Below are 26,122 nucleotides of genomic sequence, written 5' to 3' on the forward strand. Positions count from 1 at the left end.
GAAGCTTTCGACTTCGTAGGGCCCGTTTTCCTGCTCGTGAACCGCCGGAGGGAAGAAGTGGCCGGCGGGCGCAAGGGGGATTGCTGCGCCCGCCGCAATGGGATCCGAGGTCCGTATTCTGCGGAACCTGGGCCTTTCGGCCGCGCACGATCGGGCGCGGTCCCTACCTCTTAGTACTTGACGGAGATCGTGGCGCCGTAGGTGCGCGGATCGTTGAAGGCCCCCGTCACGCTGCTGGACGGCCGAATGTAGCTGCCGCTGCGGCCGATCAGAAGGTTGGTGTCGAACAGGTTGCGCGCCCAGACGGCCAGGCTCAGCTTCGCGCCCGAATCGACGAGGGGGATGTCGGTGATCGAAATGCGCCCGTTGAAGATGGCGCCGGTCTCGGTCTTCAGCTGGGGGAGATAGATGGTGTTGCCGCTCGCGTCCCTGGTGCCCGTGCTGACGTCGCTCGCTGTGCTGTATTGCCCATCGTTCCAGGCGCCGTCGAGGTGAAGGCGGAGGGTGGCGTTGTCAAAGATCTCCCGATGGTAGTTGATCGCGCCGGTAACCCGGTTTTGCGGGGTGTAGAGCTGGTGGTAGAGCGTCGGCGTATTCAAGGCATAGCCGGTCACCACACCTGCGGCGTTGATCTGTGGGCGTGGAACAGGGTCGGTGAATAGCGGCATCGTCACTTCGGCATAGGTATAGCTGCCCGAAATGGTCAGACCTTCAAACGGCGCCAGATCGAACTCGGTTTCGACGCCCGAAACCTTGCCTACGCCCTTCATGTTGTAGGTGTCTTCGACCGTGCGGGTGGAGCCGCTCACGACAACTAATTGTCCGGTCTTGGGGTCGGTGGCAAAGGTATTGTAGTTGCCGCTGATGTTGTAATAAACGTCCTTGTAGTCACCTTTATAGGCCGCGATGTTGAAGCGTAGGCGATTGTCAAAGAACTCGCTCTTCAGGCCGATCTCGAACATCGAGACATCTTCCGGGTCCCAGGAAGAATAGGTGATCGAGCGGGAATTGAAGCCGCCGGAACGATAGCCGGTGCTCCATTTGCCGTAGACCGATATGTCCGGCGCGATATCGAAGGCGACGTTGACCATGGGATTTACGCGGCGCCAGCTCTCGCTGCGCTTGATCACACCCTGAACATTTGTCAGCTGACCTGTGGCGTCGGGCAGATAAGGCAGGGTGTTGTTGACCACCAGCAGCTCGCCCTGCTTGCGATCCTCATTCCAGCGCAGGCCGCCGGTCAAGCGAAGGCGATCCTCGAAGATGGGCGGCGTCCAGGTGGCTTGGCCGTAAATCCCGATGCTTTCCGTGGTGGCCTGGCTGGCGCGGTCCACACCGATATTGGGGTAGAGCCCCTTCACCAGCGTGGTCTGGCCGGGCTGTCCATAGAAGTTGTTGTAGCTGGTGGCGCAAGCGGCCGGCGTTGTGATGCAGGCGTTCGGGCCCAGGACCGAGTTGCCAAATGGCGTGTAGACGACCGGCGTGATGCCGGAGGCGATGCCACTGGTGTCCCAACGCAGGGTGTTGAAGGCCTGGGCCTGGTCAGACGTGCTTTCGTGGAAGTACATGCCGCCCACGATGAAATTCACGCGGCCGACCTCGCCTATCGCCTGCAGTTCCTCGCTGTATTGATCCTGGTCGAACTGGGCGATGGAAAGACGCTGGAAATTCTGCCCGGCGCCAAGGCTGGCCGTTATCGGCACACCTGTGGTGCCGGGTTGCGAATACTGGTCCTGGTAGAGATCGCGGTAGGCGGAGATCGACTTCAACGTCAGCCAGGGCGCCACGTCCCAGGCCAGGGTGAGGGCGTGGCCCCACTGGTCGCCGAGGCTGGGCTGCAAGATCGCGCCGATCGGCGCGACATCGATCCGGCGGGTCGGGACCGAAGACAGCGGCGAGATCGTCACATTGTTCGCGGCCTTCAGGGTATAGCCGAAGATGGTGGTATCCTCGGTGTGGCTGATATCGAAGGCGTAGTCGGCGGTGAAATTGGGCGTCGGGGTCCAGCGGACCTGCGCACGCAGGCCGCGGCGGGCAGCCTCATTCCAGTCGCGCTGGCCGGGCATCGGGTTCTTCACATAGCCGTCATGGGCCTGGATCATGCCGTCCAACTTGACGGAGAAATCTCGATACTCCGGCAGGTTCAGGTGGAACTGGCTTTCATAGCTGCCGAAGTTGCCGATGCCGCCCACCATCTGCATGCCGAACTCGCCGGTGGGCTTCTTGGTGGTGATGTTCAGCGCGCCGCCTTCGGTGTTGCGGCCGAACAGCGTGCCCTGCGGTCCCTTCAGGACTTCAATGGCTTGCAGGTCGTACAGCCCGGCGTCGAGACCCTGCGGGCGGCCGAGATAGACGCCGTCGAGATAGACGCCGATACCTGAGTCAGCCGCAGGCTGATTGGTGTCCTGCATGATGCCGACGCCGCGGATGTTGAGGATGATGCTGAACGGGCGGCTGGCGAAGGGCGTCACCGTCAGGCCGGGGGCGGAGCCGTCCTTCAGGTCGGTCAGTGAATAGATGTGACGGTCTTCGATCGCCTGCTCGCTCACGACCGAAATCGAGATCGGGGTCTTCTGCGCGTCGGTCGCGCGCCGTTCGGCGGTCACGACGACCTCGGACAGAGCGGTCGTGCTTTCGGCGTCCGCCGCCTCCGCCGCCCAGGCCGACGAAGCGCCTGACACGGCGATGACCAGAACTGATAGCGCCGCGCCGCAAAGCGCGGCTTGCCGATGACTGTGCCGAGATTTCATGTTGACCCCTCCGATGAGGGGGTCGGTCTAGGCGGGCCGCGATTCGGTTAGGTCACGCTGGCGAGAAACATTGGTGATCGCTCCGCAACTTGTCGAAAAGCCCGGCCGGCCCCGCAGAGGGCCGCCACGATTGTCGGGACCACCTAAGAGTGGTCTGTCCAGCTGGTTGATATTCCACCTTTTGGCGAAAAGCGCCAACTTAGCTCCACCACGTGGGAGTGGCCCAGAAGGTTGGCTCCACTACTTAAGACTGGCCGCGTCGCCACGAAGCGGACCGTTCGGACGGCCGGAGAGGGTGGTTAGCGGACCCAGGCTGACGCTTCGTTTGGGGCTTCCGCTGCTGCGCTTACGATGTTGGTATCTGATGAACCAGCGGGACCTGCCATGACAATTCGGACTGCCCAGTGTGCGTGTCGCGCGTGCGTAGTTGAGGTTGAGGGCGAGCCGGTTAGCAGCGGGCTTTGTAGCTGCGACAATTGCAAACGGCGTACGGGCGCCCCGTTCGGGTGGTCGGTCTACTTCCAAGATGAACAGGTCAGGAGGGTGGATGGTCCGCTGGCGGTTCTCGAAGGCTTCGGCAAACGCTGGTTCTGCTCGAAGTGCGGTTCAACCATCTATTGGAGGTCGTTCGGAGCGTGGAGGCCCGGTCAGACCGGTTTTGCCGGAGGCTGCTTCGCCGATCCGACGCTGCCGGTTCCCACCATTGCGGTACGCTGCGCGCAAGGCATGCCGTGGATTACGTATCCCGACGGCTGCGCAGTATTCAATGATATGCCTCCTGTCCCTCCACCTTCGCTCTCCTGAGTGTCCGCGATGGGTGGTGGGCTCAACTGATCGCTGCAACATACTCGGCGAAGGTCTCTGCTGGTGTTCGGTAGAGCAAGGTCTTTCTGGGCCGTTCGTTGAGCTGGCGGGCGATGGCGCTGAGCTGGGCTTGGCTGTGCACAGACAGGTCGGTCCCGTGGGGCAGGTACTGGCGCAGAAGGCGGTTGGTGTTTTCGTTGGAGCCGCGCTGCCACGCTGCACATGCCATGTGACTCACTCTCAAGTGGGAAAAGTCCCATTCTTAAGTGGTCCCGATAACGATCTGGCGGTGCTGTCAGTCCAGGGTCAGCTTGTCTCCGGTCGGGCGCAATTCGCCCAACCCAGCCCTGGCCATAGCCCATGACGGCCCGCCACTCAGCCTGGGCGGCTGAGCGCCCTTTCCGGTGGAGGTCTCGACTGATGAGGTGTCGACCTCGTCGAGGCGCCAGCGCCAGTCTGTGTGGGCTCGCATCTGCTGAACCCGCTTGCGGCGGATCTCGTCGGCGAACATCAGGCCGAACCGGTTCCACCAGAGCCGCACCGTCTCGTGGCAGATGTCGATGCCGCGCTCGAACAGCAGGTCCTCGACGTTGCGCAGGGACAGCGGGTGGCGGGCGTACATCATGACTACTAACCGGATCACCTCCGGCGAGCTGTCGAACCAGCGGAACGGATCGTGAGTCTTTCTGACGGGCCATTTCGCCCACCTAAACCCTCCCCCTTACCGGCAGATGCATTCGGGCTGCCAATGCCCCCTGGACGCCCGGGACTACGGCGCAGCGCGAGTGCAGTTCATGCGGCGCGCGCCGGGGCACTGATATTCCGCCCCGGGGGTCGACGAACGGGGTTCCGGCAACCGATCCAGCTTTCGACCGTTTCCAAGCCAGGCCCGATCCTGATTCACGCCGTTAAAGGCGCCGCCACGCCCCGCGTGCGGCGGGGCGACCAATATGCGGCGCCCTGTAGGAGGCCATCCATGTCCACATCCCACCTTCTGGCAGCCGCCGCCGCGAGCGCTTTTGTGTTCGCCGGTCTTCCGGCTCAAGCCCAGTACAGGGCCTCGCCCCAGCAGTCGCTGTCCGGCTCCTGCCAGGACGTCCAGACGCTCAACAGCGGCTACGTGACCGCCGAATGCCGCGATAACCAGGGCCGCTATCGCTGGAGTTCGATCTACTATCCCTACTGCCGCAGTGACGTCGCCAACCGCGACGGCGTGATGAGCTGCGTCGGCGCCGAGGCGACCGCCGGCGGATACGCCCAGCCGCGCAGCGCCGGCGCCGCGCCTGTCGCGGCGATCATCGGCGCTATCGCCAATGCGCTGATCAATGGCAATGACGACGACCAGAGCAGTTGGTCTAACATCGATCAGCGTCAGGCCAACCTCGATGCCCGCATCGACGCCGGCGTCCGCGACCGGTCGCTGACCGCACGCGAAGCCGACCAGCTTCGCAGCGAATTCCAGGGCCTGGTCCGGATGGAAGCCGACTATCGCCGGGGTGGCCTGACGAATGCCGAGCGCGCCGATCTCGATCGCCGATTCGACCTCCTCAGCAGCCGCATTCAGTCCAACCGTCAGGATGGCGACACTGGCTGGACCGACATCAACCGGCGCCAGGCCAACCTCGATGCCCGCATCGACGCGGGACTCCTTGATCGTTCGCTGACCACGAACGAGGCAGCGCGTCTTAGGAGCGATTTCCAGGGACTGATGCAGCTTGAGGCGAGCTATCGCCGCGGCGGTCTGACCAACTCGGAGCGCGCCGATCTCGATCGTCGCTTCGACATGCTCAGCGCCCGGGTTCAGGCCAGCCGCCAGGACGACGAGACCGGCTGGACCAACATCAACCAGCGTCAAGCCAACCTCGAGGCCCGCATCGAGGCGGGACTCCGTGATCGTTCGTTGACCGCGAGCGAGGCGGCCGCCCTTCGTAGAGACTTGAGGACCCTTGCCCGGCTTGAGACCAAATACCGTCGAGGCGGTTTGACGATGACCGAACGCGCCGATCTCGACCGCCGCTTCGATCGTCTGAGCGTACGGGTCAAGTCCGAGCGCCGCGACCGATAGACCGGTCAGGAAATGAAGGGCGTGGACTCTCGTTGAGAGTCCACGCTCCCCATCCTCACCAAGCCTTTACCGTGCCCCGGCTGTCGTTCCTGGAGGCGCTCGAAGCGCGGTCAGGCCGGTCGCTTGCGCCCGGCAAGCGTGGGCGCAAGCCGAAGGTGATTTAAGTGCGCTGTCACCGTGATTTGAGCGCCACGTGATGGCCGCGGCGGCGCCCAGGGGGGCTTGGCGAACCCGTTGGCGGCGCCGTACACAATCTAGGCGAGCGACCGCGGAACCCGGTCGAGATGGGGCGTCTAATCCATGGTCCACGTGGCCTATTGTTTCGACGAGCGATACCGACAGCACTTCGGCGCCGCGATCACCTCCCTGTTGAGCAATTCCAGGGGCTTGGGCCGCGATCTGTGCGTTCACGTCGTCACCGACGTGGCCGATGAAGGCTTTGTCGCCCGCATCGACGCCATCCGGGCCAGGTTCGATGCCTCCATCGAGGTGCATGAAGTCCGCCCGGATCTGCTTGACTCCATAGGTGGGCTGCAGGCCAACAGCAGCTACGTCCGGCACCTGTCGCAGTCCGCCTATTTCCGGCTGCTCCTGCCAGACATCCTTCCGGCGCAGGTCGAGCGGGTCCTCTATCTGGACTCCGACACCATCGTGCTTTCCGACATCTCGGAGCTGTTGGAAGCCGATATCGGCGCCGCCGCGGTCGCGGGGGTCCGGGATCTGCTGGAGAGCGCGTTTATGGACGCCTTCGGTTACGGCGGCTACATCAACACTGGGGTGTTGATCATGAACCTCAAGGCGTGGCGCCGCGATGACATTGGGCGTCGGTGCATCGCCCACGCCCAGCAAAATCCCGAGCGGGTTCTCTATGCCGACCAGTGCTGCATCAATGCGGTCCTGGACGGCGATGTCGCCTTCCTGGACCCAAAATGGAATGGGTTCCTTCGGGTCGCGACCCGGGAACAGCCGGAGAAGGCGCCGGCCCCGGGCGTCCGGATCCTGCACTATGTCGGCGCCGACAAGCCCTGGCAGAACTGGTTCGATCATCCCCTCGGCAAGCACTACTGGGAAAATCTCGAGGCCTCGCCCTGGTCGGGCGCGATCCCCGATCCTCCGGTCTCGGTGGCCAACCATCACAGTCTGGCGCGGAAGCTGGCCGGCCTAAATCGCCACGCGGAAGCCTGCGAGTTCTATGAGATCGTGGTGACCTATCTCCTGGAAAAGTCGGCGCGAAGAGCCGCGCAGGATGCCGCCGCGGCGTCCGGTAAGTAGGCGACGCGCCGACCCAGGACACGGCGGCGGTTTCCTCAGGAGGTGCTGTCAGTCCAACGGCAAGATGTCTCCAGATATCGCCATGTGGCCAAGATGGAGCCGCCGGTGAAGCCGATCTCATTCAAACGCCACCGGTTCCCCGCTGACGTCATTCGCCATGCCGTCTGGCTCTACTACCGCTTCACGCTGAGCTTCCGAGACGTAGAGGAGTTGCTGGCGCAACGAGGCATCGAAGTCAGCTATGAGACGGTCCGGTGCTGGACGTTGAAGTTCGGGCCACAGATCGCGGCGAACCTTCGTCGGCGCCGGTGTTCGCCAACCGGCCGTTGGCGCCTGGACGAAATGTATGTCCGGATCGGTGGGCAAAAGATGTGGCTCTGGCGCGCCGTGGACGACGAGGGCGAAGTCCTGGATGTCCTGGTCCAGAAACGGCGCAACAAACATGCCGCGCTGAAACTCCTGAGGAAGTTGCTCAAGAACCAGGGGATTCATCCTGAGACCATCACGACTGACAAGTTGCCGTCTTACGGTGCGGCCGTCCGCGACCTCGGTCTGAAAGCTGTTCATCGGCCAGGCGGAATGCGCGAAAACAATCGGGTGGAGAACTCGCACCTGGCGATCCGACGACGGGAGCGGAAGCAGCAAAAATTCAAGTCCCAAGGCTCAGCCCAGAGGTTCCTCGCCACCCACGGTCCGATCTACAACACCTTCAATCTCGATCCCCACCTGATCCGCCGACCGACCCTTCGCCAGTTCCGGGCCGAGGCTCATCGGACGTGGGACGCTGCGACTGCTGCTGCGTGATTTCGGAGGCGGGGAGGGGCTTCCGCGGTCCACCGAAGGTAACCTGTCAGTTCCTCTTCGGCCGGTTGAGCCGAGAATCGCGAAGTGCGTTGACGGTTTGCGGGGGGAATTGTCCGGGAATTCCGGGACCTTCGGCCAGGACACCCTCTTCAGAGCCCTGTAGCCGAAGTGCGTGGCGGTGGGCGCAGGCCGCGGTCGACTGGTCTCCAAAACGAAGGGCTATCGACGATCAGAAGGGAAACGGAGCTCTGTCGAGCCTTGCCTGGGGAGCCGGGATGGCAAGGCTGGCGCCGAACTGCCATACACTTCCAAGCGCCATTCTTGTAGAGGTCCGACCCATAGAGATATGCGGAAGGCGTTTTCAGCCCAAGGGCAAGAGCCTGCAGGCTCGAGACACCACTGACCCCGCGCTCCACATTTATACGTTCGCCGATCTCAAACCTGCACCATAGACCCTCGTACTCGTCCCATTCGGGCGCCAACACCCGGATGCTCACCTTCGCGGCGCTGTAGGACAGATCCAGTTCAACCGCCGCGATTTCCTTCATCTGTTACCGTCTGTCGTAGGTCTGGAGAGGCGGCCATCCGACCTCGCCATCAATAGCAATGCCATGGGCTTCCCTCTCAGATGCGCTCTGGAGGCAGACCGACTTCCAGGCGTCACCAGGTTCCCTGCTGCATGTCCGGGAGTTATTCATATTCTGCTGAGCGCACTGGCGAGGATGGGGTTTGGCAGGCTTCCTTGGCGTTGTGACGCCGCCACCATCAGCAGCTCGACGAGGGTCGACTACCTTTGGACCCGGTTTCAGAGCCGTCGCGCAATAACTATGGGGTTTGCCGGCGGCCATCCATACACCGGACCTAAACCTCTCCGCCGCATCATGGAGCCACTCATGGGCGCGAGGCCTGACCAGCCACGGTCGGCGGCCTCGACACCAAAAAAAGAGGGGGTGGGATGATGAGGCGTTTAGAGATCACGGGCGCATTGACGGCTGTCCTGTTGGCGGCTGGTCACCAAGCGTCCGCCGCGATCGTGTCGATCGACCAGGTCACCACCGTCCCGCGCGAGGACCTGCTCGACGTCGCCGACGTGGGCAGTGTCAGCGTACTCGTGCAGGCCGATCTGAGCGCCTCGCAGGCGCTGGGGAAGCAAAGCGGGCTCGACCAGCAGAGCGTGATCATCCGGGAAAGGGGGCTCGACGCTGGCGGCCTCTATGCGCAGGTGCTCCAGACCGCGACAGGCGCCAGGAGCCTGATCGTGCAGTCGGGCTCGATGAACCAGGCCTTCGTCTACCAGACGGTGGGCGCCGGCAGCGTCTCGACCATCGTCCAGTCCGGGAGCGGTAACACAGCCTTTGTCCGGCAATAGTGCGCGCCCCCAAGCTGGGCTACGCTCCCCTGCCAATCGGGGGCAGATCATGGGAGCAGGGATGAGCGGACCGCAGCAAGGGTTCGCATCGCCGCCGGTCCGGCTGGTGTCGCGGGCCGTAATGCATCATGCCTTCCCGGTCCAGCTCGCTTGGCGGCGCGCCTTCGACGCCCATAGCCTGAGCCTACTGATGTGGCTGTCGGTCGAGTTGGCCAACACCGATCACCTGTTCGGGCCCCCGGAGCTCGCAGGCCTTTTACGCCTGGGCCGGATCGACGACGAGGTCCGTCGTCCGATCGCGGTCCGCGCCCTGGGCGCGAGCCTAAGCCTTGACTCAGAGACCATCCGCCGCTGGGCGAAGCGCTTGGTCGACGCCGGGTTCTGTGAACGGCGGCCGGAGGGGCTGATAGTTCCCTCCGCCGCCTATGAGCGCGAGGCCATCGAGCTCGCTTCACGCCAAACGCTCGAGGCGTTGGGCGCGCTGCTCGCGGACCTCAACCGCTGGGGCGTCACCTTGCCCCAAATATCCATGCCCATCGGAGCCCGCCCGTGGGACGCGGCGCATGCCAACCCGACCTTGGTGCGCCGATTGTTCGTGCTGACGTTCCTCCAGTTCATCCTGCGGTTCGGCATCGAGAGCCAGGGAATGTTCGAGCGCAACATCATGAGCTCCAGCGTCTTCTTCTGTGTGTTCAGCGCCAACCACCGGCGGTTCTTCGACGACGACGACGCCGACGACCTGAACCGGCGCTACGCCACCTTCGACACCCCGGTGCCGGCCGAGCTGCGCGAGCCGATAAGCATCCGCGCCATCGCCAAACGGCTGGACTATGCGGTAGAAACCACGCGCCGCCACGTCCACCGGCTCGTTGAAGCGAACCTCCTCGAACTGCGAGGGGACGGTTTCATCATGTCTGACGCGGCCCTGGCGCGACCCGAGATCGTCAAGAGCGCGGCCGATATCAGCGCCTCGTTGGCGATCATGCTGCGCCGCATGGACCGCGTCGCGGCCGCACTCGCGGTGGGCTGACGCCGCCCCATTTTGAGGCGCGCGAAGCGGGCGGGCCCCTCAAAATGGGCCAATCCGCCTTTCCAAGTCCTGAGTTCTGGGACTTGTTTCGGGCAGGAGACTAGGCACCGACATGGCAAACCCGGCCGCAGCACCCAACCGCATCCGATGACGGCCCATTGGCTTCACCAGCAGGCCGGGAGTGACGCCGTGCCGGTCAGGCTGCTGACCCGCATCGTCCTCGCCTGCGCCTTCCAGACCTCGATGGTCTGGCGACGAGCGTTTGGAGGGGACTACCTGAGCGCCATGGTGTGGCCTTCCATCGACCTGGCCAACACCGAGTACATCTTCTCCCATGACGGGCTGTTTCAGCTGTTCCTGGATGGGAAGTTCCCGGACACACTGCGCCGGCCGATCTCCGTGCGGGCGATCGGCGCCAGCATGGGCCATGACGTCGAGACGGTGCGCCGGTCCACCAAGCGCCTGGTCGAGCGCGGACTGTGCGAGCACCTGGCCGCCGGCATGATCGTCAAGTCGACGTCCTACGACGTGGATTACATCGAGACCGCCTCGCAACAGACCCTGGACCTGCTGACCGCGATGTTCGGTGAGTTCGAGCGCTGGAGCATCACCTTCCCGGCCATCCGCCCCCTGGTGCTTAGCGGCTGTCCCTGGGACCAGGCCCTGCACAACGCCCAGGTTAAACGGCGCTTGTCTGTGCTGCTTCTGCTCGAGTTCATATTCCGCTATACGATTGAAAATCTGGATGTATTCGAACACAATCTGGTCGCGGCCGACGCGTTCCTCTGCATCTTCATCGAAAATAACCGGCCCTTCGTCGAGGACGACGAACTGGCGATGAAATATTCGCTGTTGGAATCGCCGCCTCCCCCTGAGTTGCGGCGCCCGGCCAGTATTCGCGGCATCGCCCGCCGCACCGGCTATCCCGCCGAAACCACCCGGCGGCACGTCAACCGCCTGGTCGAAATGGGCTTCGTTGAGCGGCAAGGCGAGGGCCTGGTCATCCCGACCGCGGTCACGGTCCGGCCGGATTTCGTCAAGGTCATCGGCAACCTCAATTCGTCGCTGATCATGATGACTCGGCGGATCCAGCGCATCGCCAGCGAGCCGTCCGGGGCGGCGGCGAGCTAGGCGCCCGCTCCATTATGGCCGAGGCGCCGATCCCTTTGTTCCCTTCTCCCCTTGGCCCCGAAGGGTTCGGATGAGGACTCTGCGCCGGCCACTCCGCATCGCCAGCTGATCGACCGGATGCTGTCTAGGCTGAGAGCCCACGCGGGCCCCTCATCCGTCAGCTTCGCTGCCACCTTCTCCCGCAAGGAGAGAAGGAAACCAGCGAGATCAACGGCGTGGCTCTGACTTTCCTCCCGCCCAATCGTTTACGAACCGTCGTGCGGCGCCCCGTTTTGAGGCGGACTGAATCGGTGCTCGCCTCAAAATGGGGCGCTTGCGCTTCCCAAGGCCAACGTTCTGGGACTTTCTGGGGGCACGGCGAAATGTCCACAAGCATAGCCGGTGGAGAAGTTAAGACTGTGAAGCATTGGCGAAGAGGCTCTTCGCGCTCCGCGTCCAACCGTAGGGAACAATAGCCCTTCGGCGTTCGCGAAGTCCGCGAAGTTATACCTGACCACAACCCTGGAAGACTTGGAGAGACGAATGTCTTTCTCGAAAGTGGGCGCGTGCGCCCTGACGACGCTCGCCTACTTCTGCTCGCCCCTGGCGGTGGAGGCCGCGCAACTGACCTACACGCCGGTCAATCCGTCGTTCGGCGGTAATCCCGGCAACTCGGCGCACCTCCTGAGCGTCGCCAACGGGCAGAACAACTACGCTCCGCCGGCCGCCACGCCCGCCAGCGCCAGCCAGACCCAGGCGACCCAGTTCCTGCAACAATTGCAGAGCCGGTTCCTCTCGGCGCTGGCCTCCAACGTCACCGAGGCGATCTTCGGCGACAACCCGCAGAGCAGCGGCGAGATCGTCTTCGGCAGCCAGACCATCCGGTTCGACCGCGGCCTTGACGCCGTCGCCATCGACATCTTCGACGCGACCACGGGCCAGACCACGACCATCTCGGTCCCCGTCCTCCTGACCGGCCGCTAGGGGCTTTTGCACGTGTCCCTCCGCATCAAGCACATCCTCGCCACGTCGTGCGCCGCCCTGGCGCTCGCCGGCTGCGCCTCCGGCCCAGGCACCTTCGCTGGCCCCCGGCTCTACACCCAGCCGCAGGCGGCCAAGGTCACCTCGTCCAGCCAGGACCTGATCGACCTGCCGCAGCCCGGCGCGCCGGTGGCGGTGGCGGTCTACGGCTTCGCCGACCAGACCGGCAAGTTCGACCCGACCGACAATATCCAGACCCTGTCGCGGGCCTTGTCCCAGGGCGCGACCTCGGTGCTGATTCAGTCCCTGCGCGAGGCCGGCGGCGGCAAGTGGTTCACCGTGCTGGAGCGCGAGCACCTCGATAACCTCCTGAAGGAGCGCCAGGTGATCACCGAGATGCGCCAGCGCTATCTCGGCGAGCGGGCGGTCAATCCCGACGCCCTGCCCTCGCTGCTGTTCGCCGGCGTGCTGCTGGAAGGCGGCGTGATCGGCTACGACACCAACACCCTGACCGGCGGCGCCGGCGCGCGCTTGCTCGGTGTCGGGGCCCAGGCCGACTACCGGCAGGACACGATAACCGTCTATCTGCGCGCCGTCGCCACCAAGACCGGCGAAGTGCTGGCCTCGGTGGTGGTCCGCAAGACCGTGGTTTCCGCGGGGCTGTCGGGCGGCGCGTTCCGCTATGTCAGCTACAAGAACCTCCTGGAGGCCGAGACCGGCGTCACGGTCAACGAGCCGCGCACCATCGCGCTGGAGCAGGCCGTCCAGAAGGCGTCCTACGACCTGGTGCTCGAAGGCGTCCGGCTGAACGTCTGGTCGTTCGGCGACAAGCTCGCCGGGGCCGCCATGCTCGACAAGCACCTGGCCAGCTCGGAGGTTCCCCGCGCCCAGGCCAGGGCCACGGTCAAGCCGATCCCGGTGAGCCGCCCTCTCCCCGCCGTCGCGCCGGCTGCGCCGCCCCAGGCCCCGGAAGCGCCGCGCTCCGCGCCGTCGCCGAAGATGCAGACAGCCGAGCTGACTCCGGCCACCTTCGTCAGGCCCGCTCCGGTGATGGCCCCGTTGGCTACCGCGAGGGCTCCGGTGGCCCCGGCCCCCGAACCCATCGTCGTTGCGGTCATGCCCGCGCCGGCCCTACCCAAGCCCGTCAAGGCGCAGGAGCCAGGCCGCGCGGCGGTGCAGATCGGCGCCTATTCCTCGGCCGCCCTGGCTGACTCAGGCTGGACCAACACCGCCGCCAGGTTCCCGGAATTCGTGGCCGGAAAGGCCCGGCGGGTCGAGCGCGTCGAGCGGGACGGCCAGACCTTCTATCGTGCGTCGGTCGAGGGCTTCTCCGACAAGCCCGCCGCCCAGGCGTTCTGCGACGCCCTGAAAACCCGGGGCCGCGACTGTCTCGTCAAACTCCGTGCCGACGCCGGCGTCCGTATGGCGGCGGGATCCATCCAACGGCCGGGCGACTGACACCCGGCCAGCACCACCTCTGAAGGAGAGTCACGACCATGAACTTCAAGCATCTCGCGCTCGGGGCCGCCTCGGCCCTGGCGCTCGGCTTTGGCGCCTCGGCGGCGCTGGCGGCCAACACCTCGACTGTCACCCAGCCCGGCGACTACAACGACGCCACCGTCACCCAGACCGGCGGCGCCCAGGGCACCTCGATCATCACCCAGTCGGGGGTCAACACTTCGGCCGCTCACGGCGTGGCGAGCGTGACCCAGGCCGGCGGGGCCACCAACGGCGCGTCGATCAACCAGCTCGCGGGCTCCCTGCGCGCCTCGGCGACCGTCGACCAGTCGGGATCCGGCAACAACCTGTCCGAAATCACCCAGGACGACGCCGACGCCGTCGCCAGTGTGACGCAGGTTTCGACGGGCGCGGGCCAGAACCATGTCTCCGTCAACCAGAGCAACAACGACGGCGTCGAAGACCAGAACGCGCTCGTGTCACAGACCGGGGCGGGCAACGGGGTCACGATAGCCCAGACCCAGACCCTGTCGCTGGACGGGGCGGATACGTCCGTCACCCAGGTCGGCGACGCCAACAGCGCCCTCGTCCTCCAGGGCGGCGAGGAGAACCTGGCGACCATCAGCCGGACGGGCGACAATGCAAGCGAGACGGTCATCCAGACCGGCGCCAACAACATCGCCACCTCCGTTCGGGTCGGCAACGGCGACCTGATCTCGGTGATCCAGGCGAGCGACGGCAACATCAGCACCATCACCGGTTCCGGCAGCACCAACACCATCTCCCTGCTGCAGGAGACCAGCAACGGCAACTCGAGCGACATCGATCAGGATGGCAACGACAACACCATCTTCCTGACCCAGAACGCGCTGCTGGCCGCCAGCACGAGCGTCATCGCTCAGGCCGGCAACTATAACCTGGCGACCGTCACCCAGAGCGTGGTCGGCGGAACCAGCACGATCACCCAGGCGGGTGATCACAACACCGCGACAGTGCGGCAATAGCCGCGTGGCGGACGGGCGGCTTCGCGGCTGTCCCGTCCACCAGACCACCCCGAAGGAGTTCGGACCATGACCATCAGAAACATCGCGCTCGGCGCCGTCTCGGCCCTGGCGCTCGGCTTCGGGGCCTCCGCGGCGCTGGCGGCCAATACCTCTACCGTGACCCAGCCGGGCGACTACAACGACGCCACCGTCAACCAGACGGCCGGCACGCGGGGCACGTCGTCCATCACCCAGTCGGGGACGAACCTCTCGGCGACCCACGGCGTGGCCAGCGTCACCCAGGCCGGCGGCCTGACCAACCACTCGACCATCGACCAGCTCTCCGGCTCGACCCGCGCCTCGGCGACGGTAAGCCAGTCGGGCGGCGACACCGGCAACAACGTGACCAACGTCACCCAGGCCGGGGTCCTGGCTATCTCCAGCATCACCCAGGTCTCCACGGGAGTCGGCGCCAACACGGTCACGGTCGACCAGAGCGGCAACGGCGGCGCCGAGGCCCAGAACGCGGCGGTCACCCAGACCGGCGCCGGAAACGGCGCGACCGTATCCCAGAGCCAGGCGGTGTCGCTCACCGGCGCGGACGCCACGGTCACCCAGACGGGGAACAACAACACTGTCACCATCGAGCAATCGGGGTCCCGCTCACTGGCAAGCATCAGCCAGACCGGCAACTCCTCGAGTACGACCATGATCCAGTCCGGGACCGACAACATCTCCACCTACGACCGGACTGGGAATTCGGTCGCCACCGACGTCACCCAGTCGAGCGACGGGAACACCAGCAGCATCACCGGCACGGGCGCCTTCGGGTCGGTCACCGTCCTGCAGGAAAACGTCGACGGCAACGCCAGCGATATCGACCAGGACGGCGACTTCAACACCATTGCCGTGACTCAGGGCGGAACCAACGCCAGCACCAGCACCATCAGCCAGTCGGGGCGCGTCAATGTCGCAACCCTGATCCAGAGCACGGTGGGCGGAACCAGCACGATCACCCAGGCCGGCGACAACAACACCGCGACCGTCAGGCAGTAGGACGGCCCGCGGGGCCGGGGCGGTGCGGGGGGGGCCGCCCCGGCAGGGTTCAGGAAAGGTAGACGCACAAGATGATCGGCATCGACGTCATCAGACGCTTCGTCGTCGCCCCCGGCGCCGCGATCGTACTGGCCTGCACAACACCGGCCGCGGCGGCCTGCCTGACCGGGGCCGGCAACCTCGCCGCCATCGCCCAGGAAGGCGGCAACGCCCAGGCTACGGTCGATCAGACCAGCCAGGCGAACGGCGCGGCCTGTGTCGACCAGGGCGGCGACGACGCCACCGCCAGCATCCTGCAGATCGGCTCGGCCGAGCCCAATGTCGCGAGCATCGTCCAGACGGGCGGCGCGGACCAGGTCGCCTACATCGGCCAGGACGGCGACCGCAACCAGGCCTCCATCGGCCAGTCCCAGGCGAACGGCGCTACCACGCTGGGCTCCGGATCGCTGCTGCCCGCCGGGTTCCTGGCGCGGCTGACCGGCGCCGGCCCCGCCAGCGGCTACGGCGCGGTCATCGCCCAGGACGGCTCGCTTAACAACGCGTCGATCCAGCAGGGCTCAGACGGCGCCTATGCCGAGGTCGGCCAGGACGGCAACGCCAACACCGCCGCGATCCTCCAGGACGGCCTATCGTCGGGCCTCACCGGTAACTTCGCCAGCCTCTACCAGAACGGCTCGGGCAACCTCGGCCAGCTTGAACAGACCGGCGAGGCCAACTCCGCCGACCTCACCCAGACCGGCTCGAACCTGATCGGCTCCATCGCCCAGACAGGGAACACCAACACCGCCTCGCTGACCCAGACCGGCTCCGGGCTCGCCTACGCCATCGTTCAGGACGGGACCTCCACCGTGGCGGGCGGGATCACCCTGACCGGGGTGACCAACGTCTCGGTGATGCAGGCGAACGTGCAGACCATCGTAACGGCGCGCTGAGGATAGGATGCGCGCCACGATCCTCATCGCCGCCGCGACCCTCATCCTGGCGGCCGGCCCAACACGCGCCGGGCCGCCGAACCCTGACATCCTGGTCGACCAGGTCGCCGGGGCGGTGACGCGCGCCTCGGTGCGGGTGGAGAGCCTCACGCCTCAGCGCGGGACCCTGGCGGTGGCGAACGTGCCGTCCAGCGCCGGGGCCCGCACCGCCATAGCCCAGCCCAGGAACGCACTGGACCGCTGCGAGGCCATCCTGCGCGGCGAGGCGCAAGCCGTGAAAGGCCTCGACTGCGGGGTCGGCCAGCTTGAGGCGCTGCGTCGGGAGGTCGAGGCCGAGCCGCCTTCGTCGCTCGGCACGGACCTGGACCGACTATCCAAGGACCTGGAGTCGATCACCAGCACTCCGCAATTGACGGACCCGGCCACCGGCGCGCCAGCCATCGCTATCCTGCGCGCGCCCGGCTAGCGCAGGCGGCCGCCGAGGCCCGCACCATCGCCAATCTGATCAGGGTCATGCCCGAGCCGCGCCAGTCCCATGTGCGCAAGAGGTTCGACCCAGAAGTTCCTGGCCACCCATGCCGCCGTCTACAATGTGTTCAACCTCCCGCTCCTCATCCGCCGACAGACCCTATGCCACCTCCGGGCCGTCGCCCGTCAGACGAGGGTGGCTGCGACCTTCGCTGTTTGATCGGAAGCGTGAGGGAGGGGCCTCTTCGGCCGGCGGTCGTTACCCTGATAGAGCCAGCGGGGGCCCACGCCAGCGTGCGCGGGTACCAGAAGGTCCGCAATCGGCGGTGGGCTCAGACGTTGGCGAGGTCCGCTATCGCACGATGGAGGGGCCGTGGGATCTTCCGGCGATCAATGCCGCATGGGTCCGATTTCGCGCGCCGATCAGCGTCAGGACGGTGTGGACATGGGTCTTAACCGTCCCGGTGGAGATTTCTAGAGCCTCAGCGATCTCCTGGTTCGATTTCCCCAGAGCCAGTTGCCCAAGGACTTCAAGCTGACGCGCCGACAGCCCTCGGGTCGCAGGTTGGGTTTGGCCGTTTGAAGACTTCGAGGGTTCGGCGGGGAAATTGACGCCGCCATCGATCACGGTGGTGATTGCGTGCTTGAACCCCTCCACGTCGAGGTCCTTGGTCAGATAGCCCGCCGCGCCCGCCCACTTCGCAAGACTGGCAAAGGCTGGAGTCACGCGGTCATCAACGACGATCACCATGCCCGGTTTGGCGTGAGCGACGAGTTGCTTCAGCTTCTGAAAATCATAGTTCGCGGTGAACAGGTCGACCAGAGTGACGCTCGGTCTGGCGACCGAGATCTCATCGATGGCCTCTTCCATCGTCGAGGCGAAGCGTGGTTGCCCCTGGCCACGACAATCGAGGAGAATCTGGCCCAGGGCCGATCGGCATATGGGCTTTTCCTCCACGACCAATGACATCGGATTTGAACCCCCGCTTCTACACCGCCTCCGCGCCTGGGCGCGGAGATCGCTACCTCGGGCTGTTCTGCCAGGCGCTCGGATGCCGCACCCATAGCGGAGGTCGCCTTGCAACCGATTGACTATTATCAGCTGAGCAACCGAGAGTTTTCCGAAAATCTAAATACTCCTATAGGGAGAATCCGGTTCGGATAATAAGGCCCCAATAGACGCTGAGCATATCGCGTGAGTCTGTATCCGGGGATATAGTCCAATTGGCCAGTTTCTAAGGCAAATGATCTTGCCCTTGTGGCGATTGGATGCCGAGCCCTACAAGATGTTCACGCGCCATCTCGCGTGCCCGAGCCTGATACCTGCGGCCTATCGTGCGAAATGGGGGTTGCCGTTCGACTATCCGATGACGGCTCCAGGCCTAAGCGCCATACGAACGGCGGTCGCCAAGTCCATGGGGCTCGGACGATGGGGCGCCGCCGGAGGTGCTGTCAGTTTAAGGTCAACTTGTCTCCGGTAGTGGCGTGACGCCAGTCGGAGGATGCACCTCGTGAAGCTGATTTCTTACAAACGCCACCGGTACCCGCCGGAGGTCATCCGGCATGCGGTGTGGCTGTATTTCCGGTTCACGCTCAGCCTGCGGGACGTCGAAGAGTTGATGGCCCAGCGGGGTGTGGAGGTCAGCTACGAGACGATCAGGTGTTGGACCCTGAAGTTCGGCCGGCAGTTCGCCCACAATCTCAGACGGACAAGATCCAAGCCGACCGCGCGCTGGCATCTCGACGAAATGGTCGTGAAGATTGGCGGCAAGAGGATGTTCCTCTGGCGGGCCGTGGACGATGAAGGCGAGGTCCTCGACATGCTGGTCCAGGAGCGACGAAACAAGGGCGCAGCCCTTAAGCTGCTACGGAAACTGCTGAAAAACCAGGGTGTCCGACCCGAGGCGATCGTGACCGACAGGCTGGCTTCGTATCGCGCTGCGGCCCGAGATCTGGGCCTAACGGCGCGACATAGACCGGGAGGAATGCGCGAGAACAATCGGGCCGAAAACTCCCATCTGCCGATCCGCCGGCGGGAGCGAAAGCAGCAGAAGTTCAAGTCCAGGGCGTCGGCTCAGAAGTTTCTCGCCACCCACGCCGCCGTCTATAACGTCTTCAACCTCCAGCCCCACCTGATCCGCCGACCGACCCTCCGCCTCTTCCGGGCCGAGGCCCATCGGACGTGGGCGGCTGCGACCGCCGCATTGTGACATCCAAGCGGGGGAAGAGGCTTCTGCGGCGCGGTGGACTTAACCTGACAGTGCCTCTCCGCTAGCGGCGCCACAGCCGTAGCGAGGGGACGCACTTGAAGCCGATATCCTACAAGCGCCACCGGTTCCCGGCTGATGTCATCCGCCATGCAGTGTGGTTGTATTTCAGGTTCACCCTGAGCTTTCGGGACGTCGAGGAACTCCTCGCCCAACGGGGGATCGAGGTCAGTTACGAGACGATCCGGTGCTGGACGCTGAAGTTCGGCCGCCAGTTCGCGCATAATCTGCGGCGCTCCCGACCCAGGCCGACAGGTCGATGGCATCTGGACGAGATGGTCGTGAAGATCGGCGGACGGCGAATGTTCCTGTGGCGGGCCGTCGATGATGAGGGAGAGGTGCTGGACATGCTGGTCCAGGAGCGCCGCAACAAGGCGGCGGCGTGGAAGCTGCTGAGGAAATTGCTCAAGAACTACTGTGTCCACCCCGAGGCGATCGTCACGGACAAGCTGGCGTCCTACCGTGCCGCGGCCCGGGATCTGGGCCTGGCGGGTCGTCACCGACCTGGCGGGATGCGGGAGAATAATCGCGCTGAGAACTCGCATCTGCCGATCCGGCGACGGGAGCGAAAGCAGCAGAAATTCAAATCCAAGGCCTCAGCCCAGAGATTCCTCGCCACTCACGCCGCTGTCTACAACGTCTTCAATCTCCAGCCTCACCTGATCCGCCGACCGACCCTCCGCCGGTTCCGGGCCGAGGCGCATCGGACGTGGGCGGCGGCAACCGCCGCTGCGTGATCTCCGCGCCGGGGAGGGGGCCTTTGGAGTTCGGCCGACTTAACCTGACAAACCCGCACCAGGACCATAAGTGTGCCTGCGGTCTTCCACCCGACGGGCGACATCGATGCCGATATCCCGCGTATCCGGGCCTTCTATGCGGGTGCGGTCGGCAGGAACAGGTCGCAATTTACTGCGGGCGGTTGAACGAGACCGGCCCCAACCCGGGGCGGGCTCGGTGACCAGGACTTTGGAGAGAAGGCGTCATGCGCAAAGCGGATCTTGGTCTTTTGGGGCCCGTCAGCCGGCTGACGCTGGGCGGGGGTGGCCTTGGGGCGATCTGGGGTGAGACCAGTGCCGATGAGGCGGTGAAAACCCTGCACGCGGCCATCGACGCCGGCATCGACCTGATCGACACCGCCCCGAGTTACGGCAATTGCGAAGCGGTGATCGCTTCGGCGTTTGGCGGGATATTGCCGGCCGGGGTTCGTATCACCACCAAATGCCAGTTGGGCGAACCGGACAGGGGAACCGCCGCCGCCATTCTTGAGGCATCGCTGGACGCCAGCCTGGCGGGCATGGGGCTGGAGCGGGTCGATGTCCTCTTCCTGCACAGCAATATCTGCGAGGACGACGCGGTCTATGCCTTCGGCAATGAGTTCCGCGGCCGGTTCGCCACGCCCTGGTCACTCTACGTCGAAGAGGTGATCCCGGCCTTTGAGGACCTGAAGCGGCGCGGCCGGATTGGGGCCTGGGGGATCACCGGAGTGGGTATTCCCGAGACGATCATCAGGGCCCTGTCGCATGAGCAAAGGCCGGACCTGGTCCAGGTGATCACCAACCTGATGGATTCCGCCGGTGCCATCCGCAGGTTCGCCGAGCCTGCCCGTCCTCGTGACATTCTCGCTGAAGCCGTCGCCCGGGATGTCGCGGTCATGGGCATCCGCGCCGTCCAGGCCGGGGCCCTGACCAGCGCCATTGATCGATCTTTGAAGGATAGCCACCCGGAGATGGCCGACTATCACCGGGCAGCCTCCTATCGCGCCCTGTGCGCGGCGGAGGGGCTGGACGCCGCCATGGTCGCCCATCGCTATGCCCTCGACATGGACGGCGTGGCGACGGTGGTGCTGGGCGTGAAGAACCGGGCTGAACTCGAGCAGTGCCTGGAGGCCGAGGCCCAGGGGCCACTGCCGACCGACCTGCGGGATCGGATCGACGCCCTGGGTCTGCGTCAGCCCGCCCCCACCTAGCCGGGGGCAGCCTCTGCCGTATCCGCGTAGCCGGCGTAGCTGTGTTTGAGCGGTGCTGTCAGTTTATTCGGGTCAGCGCCGCTCGGACATTGTCCGAATGGGTCGTCAGCACTTGGAAGACCGAGCCTTGAATGTGCGGCAGCAAAAGACGGGCGCGCAGCTCGCCATCCCAATTCACCCCAAATTGCGGGCCGAGTTAGATCATCTTCCGTCGGCTAGCCTTACCTTCCTAATGACCGCTCAGGGAAAACCCTTCAGCCCTGTAGGTTTTTCGAACTGGTTCTCTGACTGTGCTCGAAAGGCGGGGCTTCCCTCGAATTCTAGTCCTCATGGCCTTCGGAAGGCTGCGGCGCGGCGACTGGCAGAAGCTGGCTGCAGTGTCTTCGAGATCGCATCCATCACAGGTCACGCTAGCCTGAAAGAAGTGGAACGGTACACGAAGAGCGCCCAGCAAAAACTTCTCGCTCGTTCCGCGATGTCGGCGCTTGGGCACGGATAGAGAACAAAAAGTGTCAAACCGGGCTGTCAAACCTTGCGGAAAACGTTGTCCAGCAAGGGTTTGCACAGTGTCATGGCGGCCCGGGAGGGACTCGAACCCCCGACCTTCGCTTTAGGAAAGCGCTGCTCTATCCTGCTGAGCTACCGGGCCAGACCGGTGGGGTGATAGCGCAACCGCGCATGGCGGCGAAAGGGAAGATGCGAATGGGGGCTCTGCGCCATTTCCGGCTGCTCTATGTCCAGGTGCTCATCGGCATCGCGCTTGGCGTGCTGGTGGGCTGGCTGTGGCCCGAGATCGGCGTGCAACTCAAGCCCCTGGGCGACGCCTTCATCAAGCTGATCAAGATGGCCATCGCCCCGGTGATCTTCTGCACCATCGCCGCCGGGATGGCGCGGATGAGCGACATCAAGGCCTTTGGCCGGCTGGGCGCCAAGACGCTGATCTACTTCGAAGTGGTCTCCACCATCGCCCTGGTCATCGGGCTGGTGGTGGGCAAGCTGGTTCAGCCCGGCGTCGGCTTCAATGTCGATCCGGCCAGCCTCGATCCGAAGATCGCCGCCGACTATGTCGAAAAGGCCCACCACAGCCCCGACATGGTCACCTACCTGCTGAACCTGATCCCGGACACCTTCTTCGGGGCCTTCGCCGACGGGCAGTTGCTGCAGGTGCTGGTGATCGCGGTGATCACCGGCCTGGCCTGCACCCGGCTGGGCGAGTTCGGCGACAAGGTGGCCGGCGCCCTGGAGGACATTTCCAAGGTCTTCTTCTCCATCATTCAGATCGTGGTGAAGCTGGCGCCGATCGGCGCCTTCGGGGCCATGGGCTTCACGATCGGCAAGTACGGGATCGCCGCGCTCGTGAAACTGGCCGCCCTGGTGGGGACCTTCTACCTCACCAGCCTGCTGTTCGTGCTTGTGGTGCTGGGCCTGATCGCCTGGATGTCCGGGTTCTCGATCCTGAAGTTCCTGGCCTATATCCGCGAGGAACTGCTGATCGTGCTGGGGACCTCGTCCTCGGAATCGGTGCTGCCGCAGATGATCGACAAGATGCAGCGGCTGGGCGCCGGCAAGACCACGGCGGGCCTGGTGATCCCGGCGGGCTACAGCTTCAATCTCGACGGCACCAACATCTACATGACGCTGGCCACCCTGTTCCTGGCCCAGGCCACCAACACCCACATCACGCTCACCCAGGAACTGACCCTGCTGGGGGTGGCGATGCTGACCTCGAAGGGCGCCAGCGGCGTCACCGGTGCGGGCTTTATCACCCTGGCGGCCACCCTGGCGGTGATCCCGGATATTCCCATCGCCGCCCTGGCCCTGCTGGTGGGGGTCGACCGGTTCATGAGCGAGTGCCGGGCGCTGACCAACCTGGTGGGCAACGGCGTCGCGACGCTTGTGGTGGCGCGATGGGACGGGGACCTCGACCGAGAGGTGCTGGCGGCGGAGCTGGCGCGTGGTCCGCGTTCAGTGACCACCGAGCCCGTCGCCGCGCCGGCCGACTAGGCGCGGGCCGGCCTATCCGGCCGATCGCCGTCCAGGGCGGCGAGGGACCTCGCGCTCCAGGGCGACGGCGGCAAAGGGCTCGCCGGCGGGGGTCAGCAACGGAAAGACCTCGATCTCGCACCGATAGGCCTCGCCTGACTTGCGGTAGTTTACCACCGTCATTCGCTGCGGTTGCCCGGCGCGCAGCGCCCGGGCCAACCGCTTCCTCGCCGCCAGGCTGGTGGCAGGGCCCTGGAGCATTCGTGGGTTCTCGCCGATGACTTCATGGGCGGCGTAGCCGGTCATGCGTTCGAAGGCCGCGTTCACATAGAGGATGCGCGGGCCTGGCGCCGTCAGCTCACCATCCGTCACCACAACCGCAAGTTCGGCGTCGCCGATCAGGGCGGAAATCAGTGGTATCAGGGACATAGGGTTGGCAGTCCAGAGGGCGGGGCTTGCAAGTCGGTCGCGCAGTGCTCGTCTAAGTGGGCTTCTCGCAGGACGCAATTAGGCTTTGGTTAGCCGCGTCAAAGTGCGCAGGGGCCAGGCGCGACGGGCTGGAGGCGGTCCTCGCCGCCGCCGCCGCGCGGCGGGAAGGGTCAATTAGGAATGTGTTAGAGACTTGAGTGCGATGGGATGTCGCACTTGGTTTGAATGGTAAAGCGGAGTGGAGACGGATGCTGTTTAGTGGTCGTGCTCAAGCCAAGGCGCTTGACGCGCAGCGTGTCCGGGAGCTCGAGGCCCAGATCAACGCGATGGAACGCTCGCAGGCGGTGATCGAGTTCAAGCTCGATGGCACGATCCTCCGGGCCAATCCCAATTTCCTCAACGCCCTGGGCTATACGGCGGCCGAGATCGAGGGGCGCCACCACAGCATGTTCGTGCCTGCCGACCAGCGGGACGGCGCGGCCTATCGCGACTTCTGGCGCGATCTGAACAAGGGCGAATTCATCGCCGCCAAGTTCCAGCGGGTCGGCAAGGGCGGCAAGGTGTGCTGGATCCAGGCGTCCTACAATCCGGTGCTGGACGAGACCGGACGTCCCTACAAGGTCATCAAGTTCGCCACGGACGTCACCGAGGTCGAGCTGGAGCGGTCCCGCAACGAGGCCGAGCGCGCCCAAAACGAGGTTGAGCAGAACACCGTCGTCACCGCGCTTGCCGATAGCCTGAAGCGCGTCGCCGCGGGCGACCTGACCGCCCACATCGACGCCCGGTTCGAGGGCCGCTACCAGCAGATCAAGGACGACTTCAACCAGGCCATCGAGAGCCTGCGCGAGGCCATGGCCTCCATCGCCACCTCCACCGGCGGCATCCGCGGCGGGGCCGACGAGATCGCCAGCGCCTCCGACGACCTGTCGCGGCGCACCGAGCAGCAGGCCGCCAGCCTGGAGGAGACCGCCGCCGCCCTCGACGAGATCACCGCCACGGTGAAGCGCAGCGCCGAGGGGGCCAAGCAGGCCTTCAGCGCCGCCACCACCGCCAAGGCCGACGCCGAGCGCTCGGGGGAAGTGGTCCGCGAGGCCGTCGCCGCCATGGGCGAGATCGAGCAGAGCTCGGGCAAGATCAGCCAGATCATCGGGGTGATCGACGAGATCGCCTTCCAGACCAATCTGCTGGCGCTCAACGCCGGCGTCGAGGCGGCGCGGGCCGGGGAGGCCGGTCGCGGCTTTGCGGTTGTGGCGTCTGAAGTGCGGGCCTTGGCCCAGCGCTCGGCCGACGCGGCCAAGGAGATCAAGGCCCTGATCAGCGCCTCATCGGCCCAGGTGGGGGCGGGGGTGCGTCTGGTGGGTGAAACCGGTCAGGCCCTGGTGGGGATCGTCGAGCGGGTCACCGAGATCGACGGCCTGATCGCCGAGATCGCCCTGTCGTCGCAGGAGCAGGCCACCGGCCTCGCCCAGGTCAACACCGCCGTCAACCAGATGGACCAGGTGACCCAACAGAACGCCGCCATGGTCGAGGAAGCCACCGCTGCGGCGTCGAACCTGCGCAGCGAGGCCGTCGAACTGGCGCGACTGGTGGGTGGCTTCCAGGTCGGTGGGGCGGCCGCGCGGCCGGAACTGGCCCGCGCTGATCGTCACACCCCGGCCCGCAACCCGGTCGCCCAGGGGCAGGCCCGGCTGGCCAAGGCCTTCGGCGGCGGCCGCGCCGCGGCCGCCGGTTCAAGTTGGGAAGAGTTCTAGGCCGCGCTGCTGGGACGGGCCTTGACCCGCTCCATCCAGCCCTTGACCCACTTGGCCTCGTCGGGGACCGGCTGGCCCACGGTCGCCCCGAAGGTCAGGAAGCCGTAGAGCAGGATATCGGCCAGGGTGAAGCGGCCGCCGCACACATAGTCGCCGCTCATCTGGCCATCGAGCCAGAGCAGGCGGTCCTTGGCGATGGCCTTCAGGTCGGCGGCGCCCTCGGCGCCCACCAGCTTCATGCGGCTCTCGAACAGCGGGCGGCCCTCGGCGGCGCGGAAGCCGTTGGCCATGGGCTCGCAGATGTTGAGGTCGATACGGCGGGTCCACATGCGGGTCTCGGCCCGCTCCTCGGCATTGGCGCCGATCAGCGGCGGGGAGGGCTGAACCTCTTCCAGGTACTCGCAGATCGGCAGGATTTCGCAGACCTTGTGGCCGTTATCCAACTCCAGGGCCGGGATCTGGCCGGCGGTGTTGACGGCTTCATTATAGGGCGGCTTGCGGTTTTCGCCGGCCATCAGGTCGACCTTCTGGGTCGGGATGGTCATGCCCTTCTCGGCGATGAACATGCGCACCACGTGCGGATTGGGGCCGATCGAGTCGTAGAGTTTCATGGCGCATCTCCCTTAAGTCGTTGGCGCGACCAT

25 protein-coding genes, 1 tRNA gene and 2 pseudogenes are annotated in these 26,122 nt (G+C 65.2%); 21 read left to right on the top strand and 7 right to left on the bottom strand.

Going from position 1 to position 26,122, the window contains the following annotated elements; translation table 11 throughout:
• Nucleotides 1–170 precede the first annotated feature (170 nt).
• Nucleotides 171–2,750 carry a TonB-dependent receptor gene (locus Q7J39_RS18670; protein WP_304828895.1) on the bottom strand — a complete coding sequence of 860 codons (2,580 nt, stop codon included), beginning with the start codon at nt 2,748–2,750 and terminating at the stop codon, nt 171–173.
• A gap of 384 nt (nt 2,751–3,134) precedes the next feature.
• Here Q7J39_RS18670 and Q7J39_RS20920 point away from each other — a divergent pair, with 384 nt between their 5' ends.
• On the top strand, nt 3,135–3,554 hold the full coding sequence (locus Q7J39_RS20920; protein WP_370690107.1) for a GFA family protein: 420 nt from the start codon (nt 3,135–3,137) through the stop codon (nt 3,552–3,554).
• 22 nt (nt 3,555–3,576) lie between these two features.
• Here Q7J39_RS20920 and Q7J39_RS18675 read toward each other — a convergent pair.
• Both Q7J39_RS18675 and Q7J39_RS18680 read right to left on the bottom strand, forming a co-directional pair.
• Nucleotides 3,577–3,768: pseudogene (locus Q7J39_RS18675) on the bottom strand (transposase); the annotation flags it as partial.
• An 81-nt stretch (nt 3,769–3,849) separates the two neighbouring features.
• Nucleotides 3,850–4,179, bottom strand: a complete 330-nt coding sequence (locus tag Q7J39_RS18680) for a hypothetical protein (protein ID WP_304828898.1) — start codon at nt 4,177–4,179, stop codon at nt 3,850–3,852.
• Between the two features lie 351 nt (nt 4,180–4,530).
• On the opposite strand from Q7J39_RS18680, the gene Q7J39_RS18685 reads away from it, so the two are divergent.
• The 13 genes and pseudogenes from Q7J39_RS18685 to Q7J39_RS18745 all read left to right on the top strand — a co-directional run.
• Entirely contained in the window at nt 4,531–5,619 is a 1,089-nt protein-coding gene (locus Q7J39_RS18685) for a hypothetical protein (RefSeq protein WP_304828902.1), read from the top strand.
• Nucleotides 5,620–5,919: 300 nt separating this feature from the next.
• Complete coding sequence (locus tag Q7J39_RS18690) at nt 5,920–6,891, top strand: glycosyltransferase family 8 protein (protein WP_304828905.1); 972 nt, start codon at nt 5,920–5,922, stop codon at nt 6,889–6,891.
• A gap of 105 nt (nt 6,892–6,996) precedes the next feature.
• Nucleotides 6,997–7,695 carry an IS6 family transposase gene (locus Q7J39_RS18695; protein WP_304829015.1) on the top strand — a complete coding sequence of 233 codons (699 nt, stop codon included), beginning with the start codon at nt 6,997–6,999 and terminating at the stop codon, nt 7,693–7,695.
• 958 nt (nt 7,696–8,653) lie between these two features.
• A complete protein-coding gene (locus Q7J39_RS18700) occupies nt 8,654–9,064 on the top strand; it encodes a hypothetical protein (protein WP_304828908.1) in 411 nt (136 codons plus the stop codon).
• A 61-nt stretch (nt 9,065–9,125) separates the two neighbouring features.
• Complete coding sequence (locus Q7J39_RS18705; protein ID WP_304828910.1) at nt 9,126–10,094, top strand: hypothetical protein; 969 nt, start codon at nt 9,126–9,128, stop codon at nt 10,092–10,094.
• Between the two features lie 189 nt (nt 10,095–10,283).
• Nucleotides 10,284–11,225, top strand: coding sequence for a winged helix-turn-helix transcriptional regulator (locus Q7J39_RS18710; protein WP_304828913.1), 942 nt, complete (start codon nt 10,284–10,286; stop codon nt 11,223–11,225).
• Between the two features lie 522 nt (nt 11,226–11,747).
• Nucleotides 11,748–12,188, top strand: coding sequence for a curli assembly protein CsgF (locus Q7J39_RS18715; RefSeq protein WP_304828916.1), 441 nt, complete (start codon nt 11,748–11,750; stop codon nt 12,186–12,188).
• A 12-nt stretch (nt 12,189–12,200) separates the two neighbouring features.
• The gene (locus tag Q7J39_RS18720; protein WP_304828919.1) at nt 12,201–13,643 is read left to right on the top strand and encodes a CsgG/HfaB family protein; all 1,443 of its coding nucleotides are present in this window, start codon (nt 12,201–12,203) and stop codon (nt 13,641–13,643) included.
• Nucleotides 13,644–13,681: 38 nt separating this feature from the next.
• Entirely contained in the window at nt 13,682–14,647 is a 966-nt protein-coding gene (locus Q7J39_RS18725; protein WP_304828922.1) for a hypothetical protein, read from the top strand.
• 66 nt (nt 14,648–14,713) lie between these two features.
• Nucleotides 14,714–15,682, top strand: coding sequence for a hypothetical protein (locus Q7J39_RS18730; protein WP_304828924.1), 969 nt, complete (start codon nt 14,714–14,716; stop codon nt 15,680–15,682).
• 71 nt (nt 15,683–15,753) lie between these two features.
• Nucleotides 15,754–16,614 (top strand): hypothetical protein, encoded by an 861-nt coding sequence (locus Q7J39_RS18735; protein WP_304828927.1) that lies wholly within the window; start codon nt 15,754–15,756, stop codon nt 16,612–16,614.
• Between the two features lie 7 nt (nt 16,615–16,621).
• On the top strand, nt 16,622–17,080 hold the full coding sequence (locus tag Q7J39_RS18740) for a hypothetical protein (RefSeq protein ID WP_304828930.1): 459 nt from the start codon (nt 16,622–16,624) through the stop codon (nt 17,078–17,080).
• An 81-nt stretch (nt 17,081–17,161) separates the two neighbouring features.
• Nucleotides 17,162–17,302: pseudogene (locus tag Q7J39_RS18745) on the top strand (IS6 family transposase); the annotation flags it as partial.
• A 132-nt stretch (nt 17,303–17,434) separates the two neighbouring features.
• Here the strand turns inward: Q7J39_RS18745 and Q7J39_RS18750 are convergent.
• A complete protein-coding gene (locus tag Q7J39_RS18750; protein WP_304828931.1) occupies nt 17,435–18,052 on the bottom strand; it encodes a response regulator transcription factor in 618 nt (205 codons plus the stop codon).
• Between the two features lie 274 nt (nt 18,053–18,326).
• On the opposite strand from Q7J39_RS18750, the gene Q7J39_RS18755 reads away from it, so the two are divergent.
• The 5 genes from Q7J39_RS18755 (at nt 18,327) to Q7J39_RS20925 (ending at nt 21,814) form a co-directional block, all read left to right on the top strand.
• The gene (locus Q7J39_RS18755; protein ID WP_304828934.1) at nt 18,327–18,563 is read left to right on the top strand and encodes a MucR family transcriptional regulator; all 237 of its coding nucleotides are present in this window, start codon (nt 18,327–18,329) and stop codon (nt 18,561–18,563) included.
• A gap of 30 nt (nt 18,564–18,593) precedes the next feature.
• Entirely contained in the window at nt 18,594–19,292 is a 699-nt protein-coding gene (locus Q7J39_RS18760; RefSeq protein ID WP_304828937.1) for an IS6 family transposase, read from the top strand.
• 95 nt (nt 19,293–19,387) lie between these two features.
• Nucleotides 19,388–20,086 carry an IS6 family transposase gene (locus Q7J39_RS18765; RefSeq protein WP_304828940.1) on the top strand — a complete coding sequence of 233 codons (699 nt, stop codon included), beginning with the start codon at nt 19,388–19,390 and terminating at the stop codon, nt 20,084–20,086.
• 245 nt (nt 20,087–20,331) lie between these two features.
• On the top strand, nt 20,332–21,315 hold the full coding sequence (locus Q7J39_RS18770; RefSeq protein ID WP_304828942.1) for an aldo/keto reductase: 984 nt from the start codon (nt 20,332–20,334) through the stop codon (nt 21,313–21,315).
• A 52-nt stretch (nt 21,316–21,367) separates the two neighbouring features.
• Nucleotides 21,368–21,814, top strand: a complete 447-nt coding sequence (locus tag Q7J39_RS20925) for a tyrosine-type recombinase/integrase (RefSeq protein WP_370690109.1) — start codon at nt 21,368–21,370, stop codon at nt 21,812–21,814.
• A gap of 73 nt (nt 21,815–21,887) precedes the next feature.
• Here Q7J39_RS20925 and Q7J39_RS18775 read toward each other — a convergent pair.
• A tRNA-Arg gene (locus tag Q7J39_RS18775) sits at nt 21,888–21,964 on the bottom strand.
• A gap of 53 nt (nt 21,965–22,017) precedes the next feature.
• On the opposite strand from Q7J39_RS18775, the gene Q7J39_RS18780 reads away from it, so the two are divergent.
• A complete protein-coding gene (locus Q7J39_RS18780) occupies nt 22,018–23,319 on the top strand; it encodes a dicarboxylate/amino acid:cation symporter (RefSeq protein WP_304828945.1) in 1,302 nt (433 codons plus the stop codon).
• 12 nt (nt 23,320–23,331) lie between these two features.
• On the opposite strand, the gene Q7J39_RS18785 is transcribed toward Q7J39_RS18780, so the two are convergent.
• Complete coding sequence (locus Q7J39_RS18785; RefSeq protein WP_304828948.1) at nt 23,332–23,727, bottom strand: PAS domain-containing protein; 396 nt, start codon at nt 23,725–23,727, stop codon at nt 23,332–23,334.
• Nucleotides 23,728–23,975: 248 nt separating this feature from the next.
• Here Q7J39_RS18785 and Q7J39_RS18790 point away from each other — a divergent pair, with 248 nt between their 5' ends.
• A complete protein-coding gene (locus Q7J39_RS18790; protein ID WP_304828951.1) occupies nt 23,976–25,478 on the top strand; it encodes a PAS domain-containing methyl-accepting chemotaxis protein in 1,503 nt (500 codons plus the stop codon).
• Here Q7J39_RS18790 and Q7J39_RS18795 read toward each other — a convergent pair.
• Nucleotides 25,475–26,089, bottom strand: a complete 615-nt coding sequence (locus Q7J39_RS18795; protein ID WP_304828956.1) for a glutathione S-transferase family protein — start codon at nt 26,087–26,089, stop codon at nt 25,475–25,477. The two genes, Q7J39_RS18790 and Q7J39_RS18795, sit on opposite strands and share 4 nt — an antisense overlap.
• Between the last annotated feature and the right edge of the window lie 33 nt (nt 26,090–26,122).

It is taken from the genome of Phenylobacterium sp., from assembly GCF_030651185.1.
In the GTDB taxonomy this organism is placed as follows: domain Bacteria; phylum Pseudomonadota; class Alphaproteobacteria; order Caulobacterales; family Caulobacteraceae; genus Phenylobacterium.

Coding starts and splice junctions, on each gene's coding strand:
- Q7J39_RS18785 (WP_304828948.1), bottom strand. CDS start 23,727: ATGTCCCTGATACCACTGATTTCCGCCCTGATCGGCGACGCCGAACTT.
- Q7J39_RS18795 (WP_304828956.1), bottom strand. CDS start 26,089: ATGAAACTCTACGACTCGATCGGCCCCAATCCGCACGTGGTGCGCATG.
- Q7J39_RS20920 (WP_370690107.1), top strand. CDS start 3,135: ATGACAATTCGGACTGCCCAGTGTGCGTGTCGCGCGTGCGTAGTTGAG.
- Q7J39_RS18715 (WP_304828916.1), top strand. CDS start 11,748: ATGTCTTTCTCGAAAGTGGGCGCGTGCGCCCTGACGACGCTCGCCTAC.
- Q7J39_RS18780 (WP_304828945.1), top strand. CDS start 22,018: ATGGGGGCTCTGCGCCATTTCCGGCTGCTCTATGTCCAGGTGCTCATC.
- Q7J39_RS18670 (WP_304828895.1), bottom strand. CDS start 2,750: ATGAAATCTCGGCACAGTCATCGGCAAGCCGCGCTTTGCGGCGCGGCG.
- Q7J39_RS18680 (WP_304828898.1), bottom strand. CDS start 4,179: ATGATGTACGCCCGCCACCCGCTGTCCCTGCGCAACGTCGAGGACCTG.
- Q7J39_RS18700 (WP_304828908.1), top strand. CDS start 8,654: ATGAGGCGTTTAGAGATCACGGGCGCATTGACGGCTGTCCTGTTGGCG.
- Q7J39_RS18755 (WP_304828934.1), top strand. CDS start 18,327: ATGATCTTGCCCTTGTGGCGATTGGATGCCGAGCCCTACAAGATGTTC.
- Q7J39_RS18685 (WP_304828902.1), top strand. CDS start 4,531: ATGTCCACATCCCACCTTCTGGCAGCCGCCGCCGCGAGCGCTTTTGTG.
- Q7J39_RS18790 (WP_304828951.1), top strand. CDS start 23,976: ATGCTGTTTAGTGGTCGTGCTCAAGCCAAGGCGCTTGACGCGCAGCGT.
- Q7J39_RS18740 (WP_304828930.1), top strand. CDS start 16,622: ATGCGCGCCACGATCCTCATCGCCGCCGCGACCCTCATCCTGGCGGCC.
- Q7J39_RS18690 (WP_304828905.1), top strand. CDS start 5,920: ATGGTCCACGTGGCCTATTGTTTCGACGAGCGATACCGACAGCACTTC.
- Q7J39_RS18770 (WP_304828942.1), top strand. CDS start 20,332: ATGCGCAAAGCGGATCTTGGTCTTTTGGGGCCCGTCAGCCGGCTGACG.
- Q7J39_RS18725 (WP_304828922.1), top strand. CDS start 13,682: ATGAACTTCAAGCATCTCGCGCTCGGGGCCGCCTCGGCCCTGGCGCTC.
- Q7J39_RS18705 (WP_304828910.1), top strand. CDS start 9,126: ATGAGCGGACCGCAGCAAGGGTTCGCATCGCCGCCGGTCCGGCTGGTG.
- Q7J39_RS18730 (WP_304828924.1), top strand. CDS start 14,714: ATGACCATCAGAAACATCGCGCTCGGCGCCGTCTCGGCCCTGGCGCTC.
- Q7J39_RS18750 (WP_304828931.1), bottom strand. CDS start 18,052: ATGTCATTGGTCGTGGAGGAAAAGCCCATATGCCGATCGGCCCTGGGC.
- Q7J39_RS18735 (WP_304828927.1), top strand. CDS start 15,754: ATGATCGGCATCGACGTCATCAGACGCTTCGTCGTCGCCCCCGGCGCC.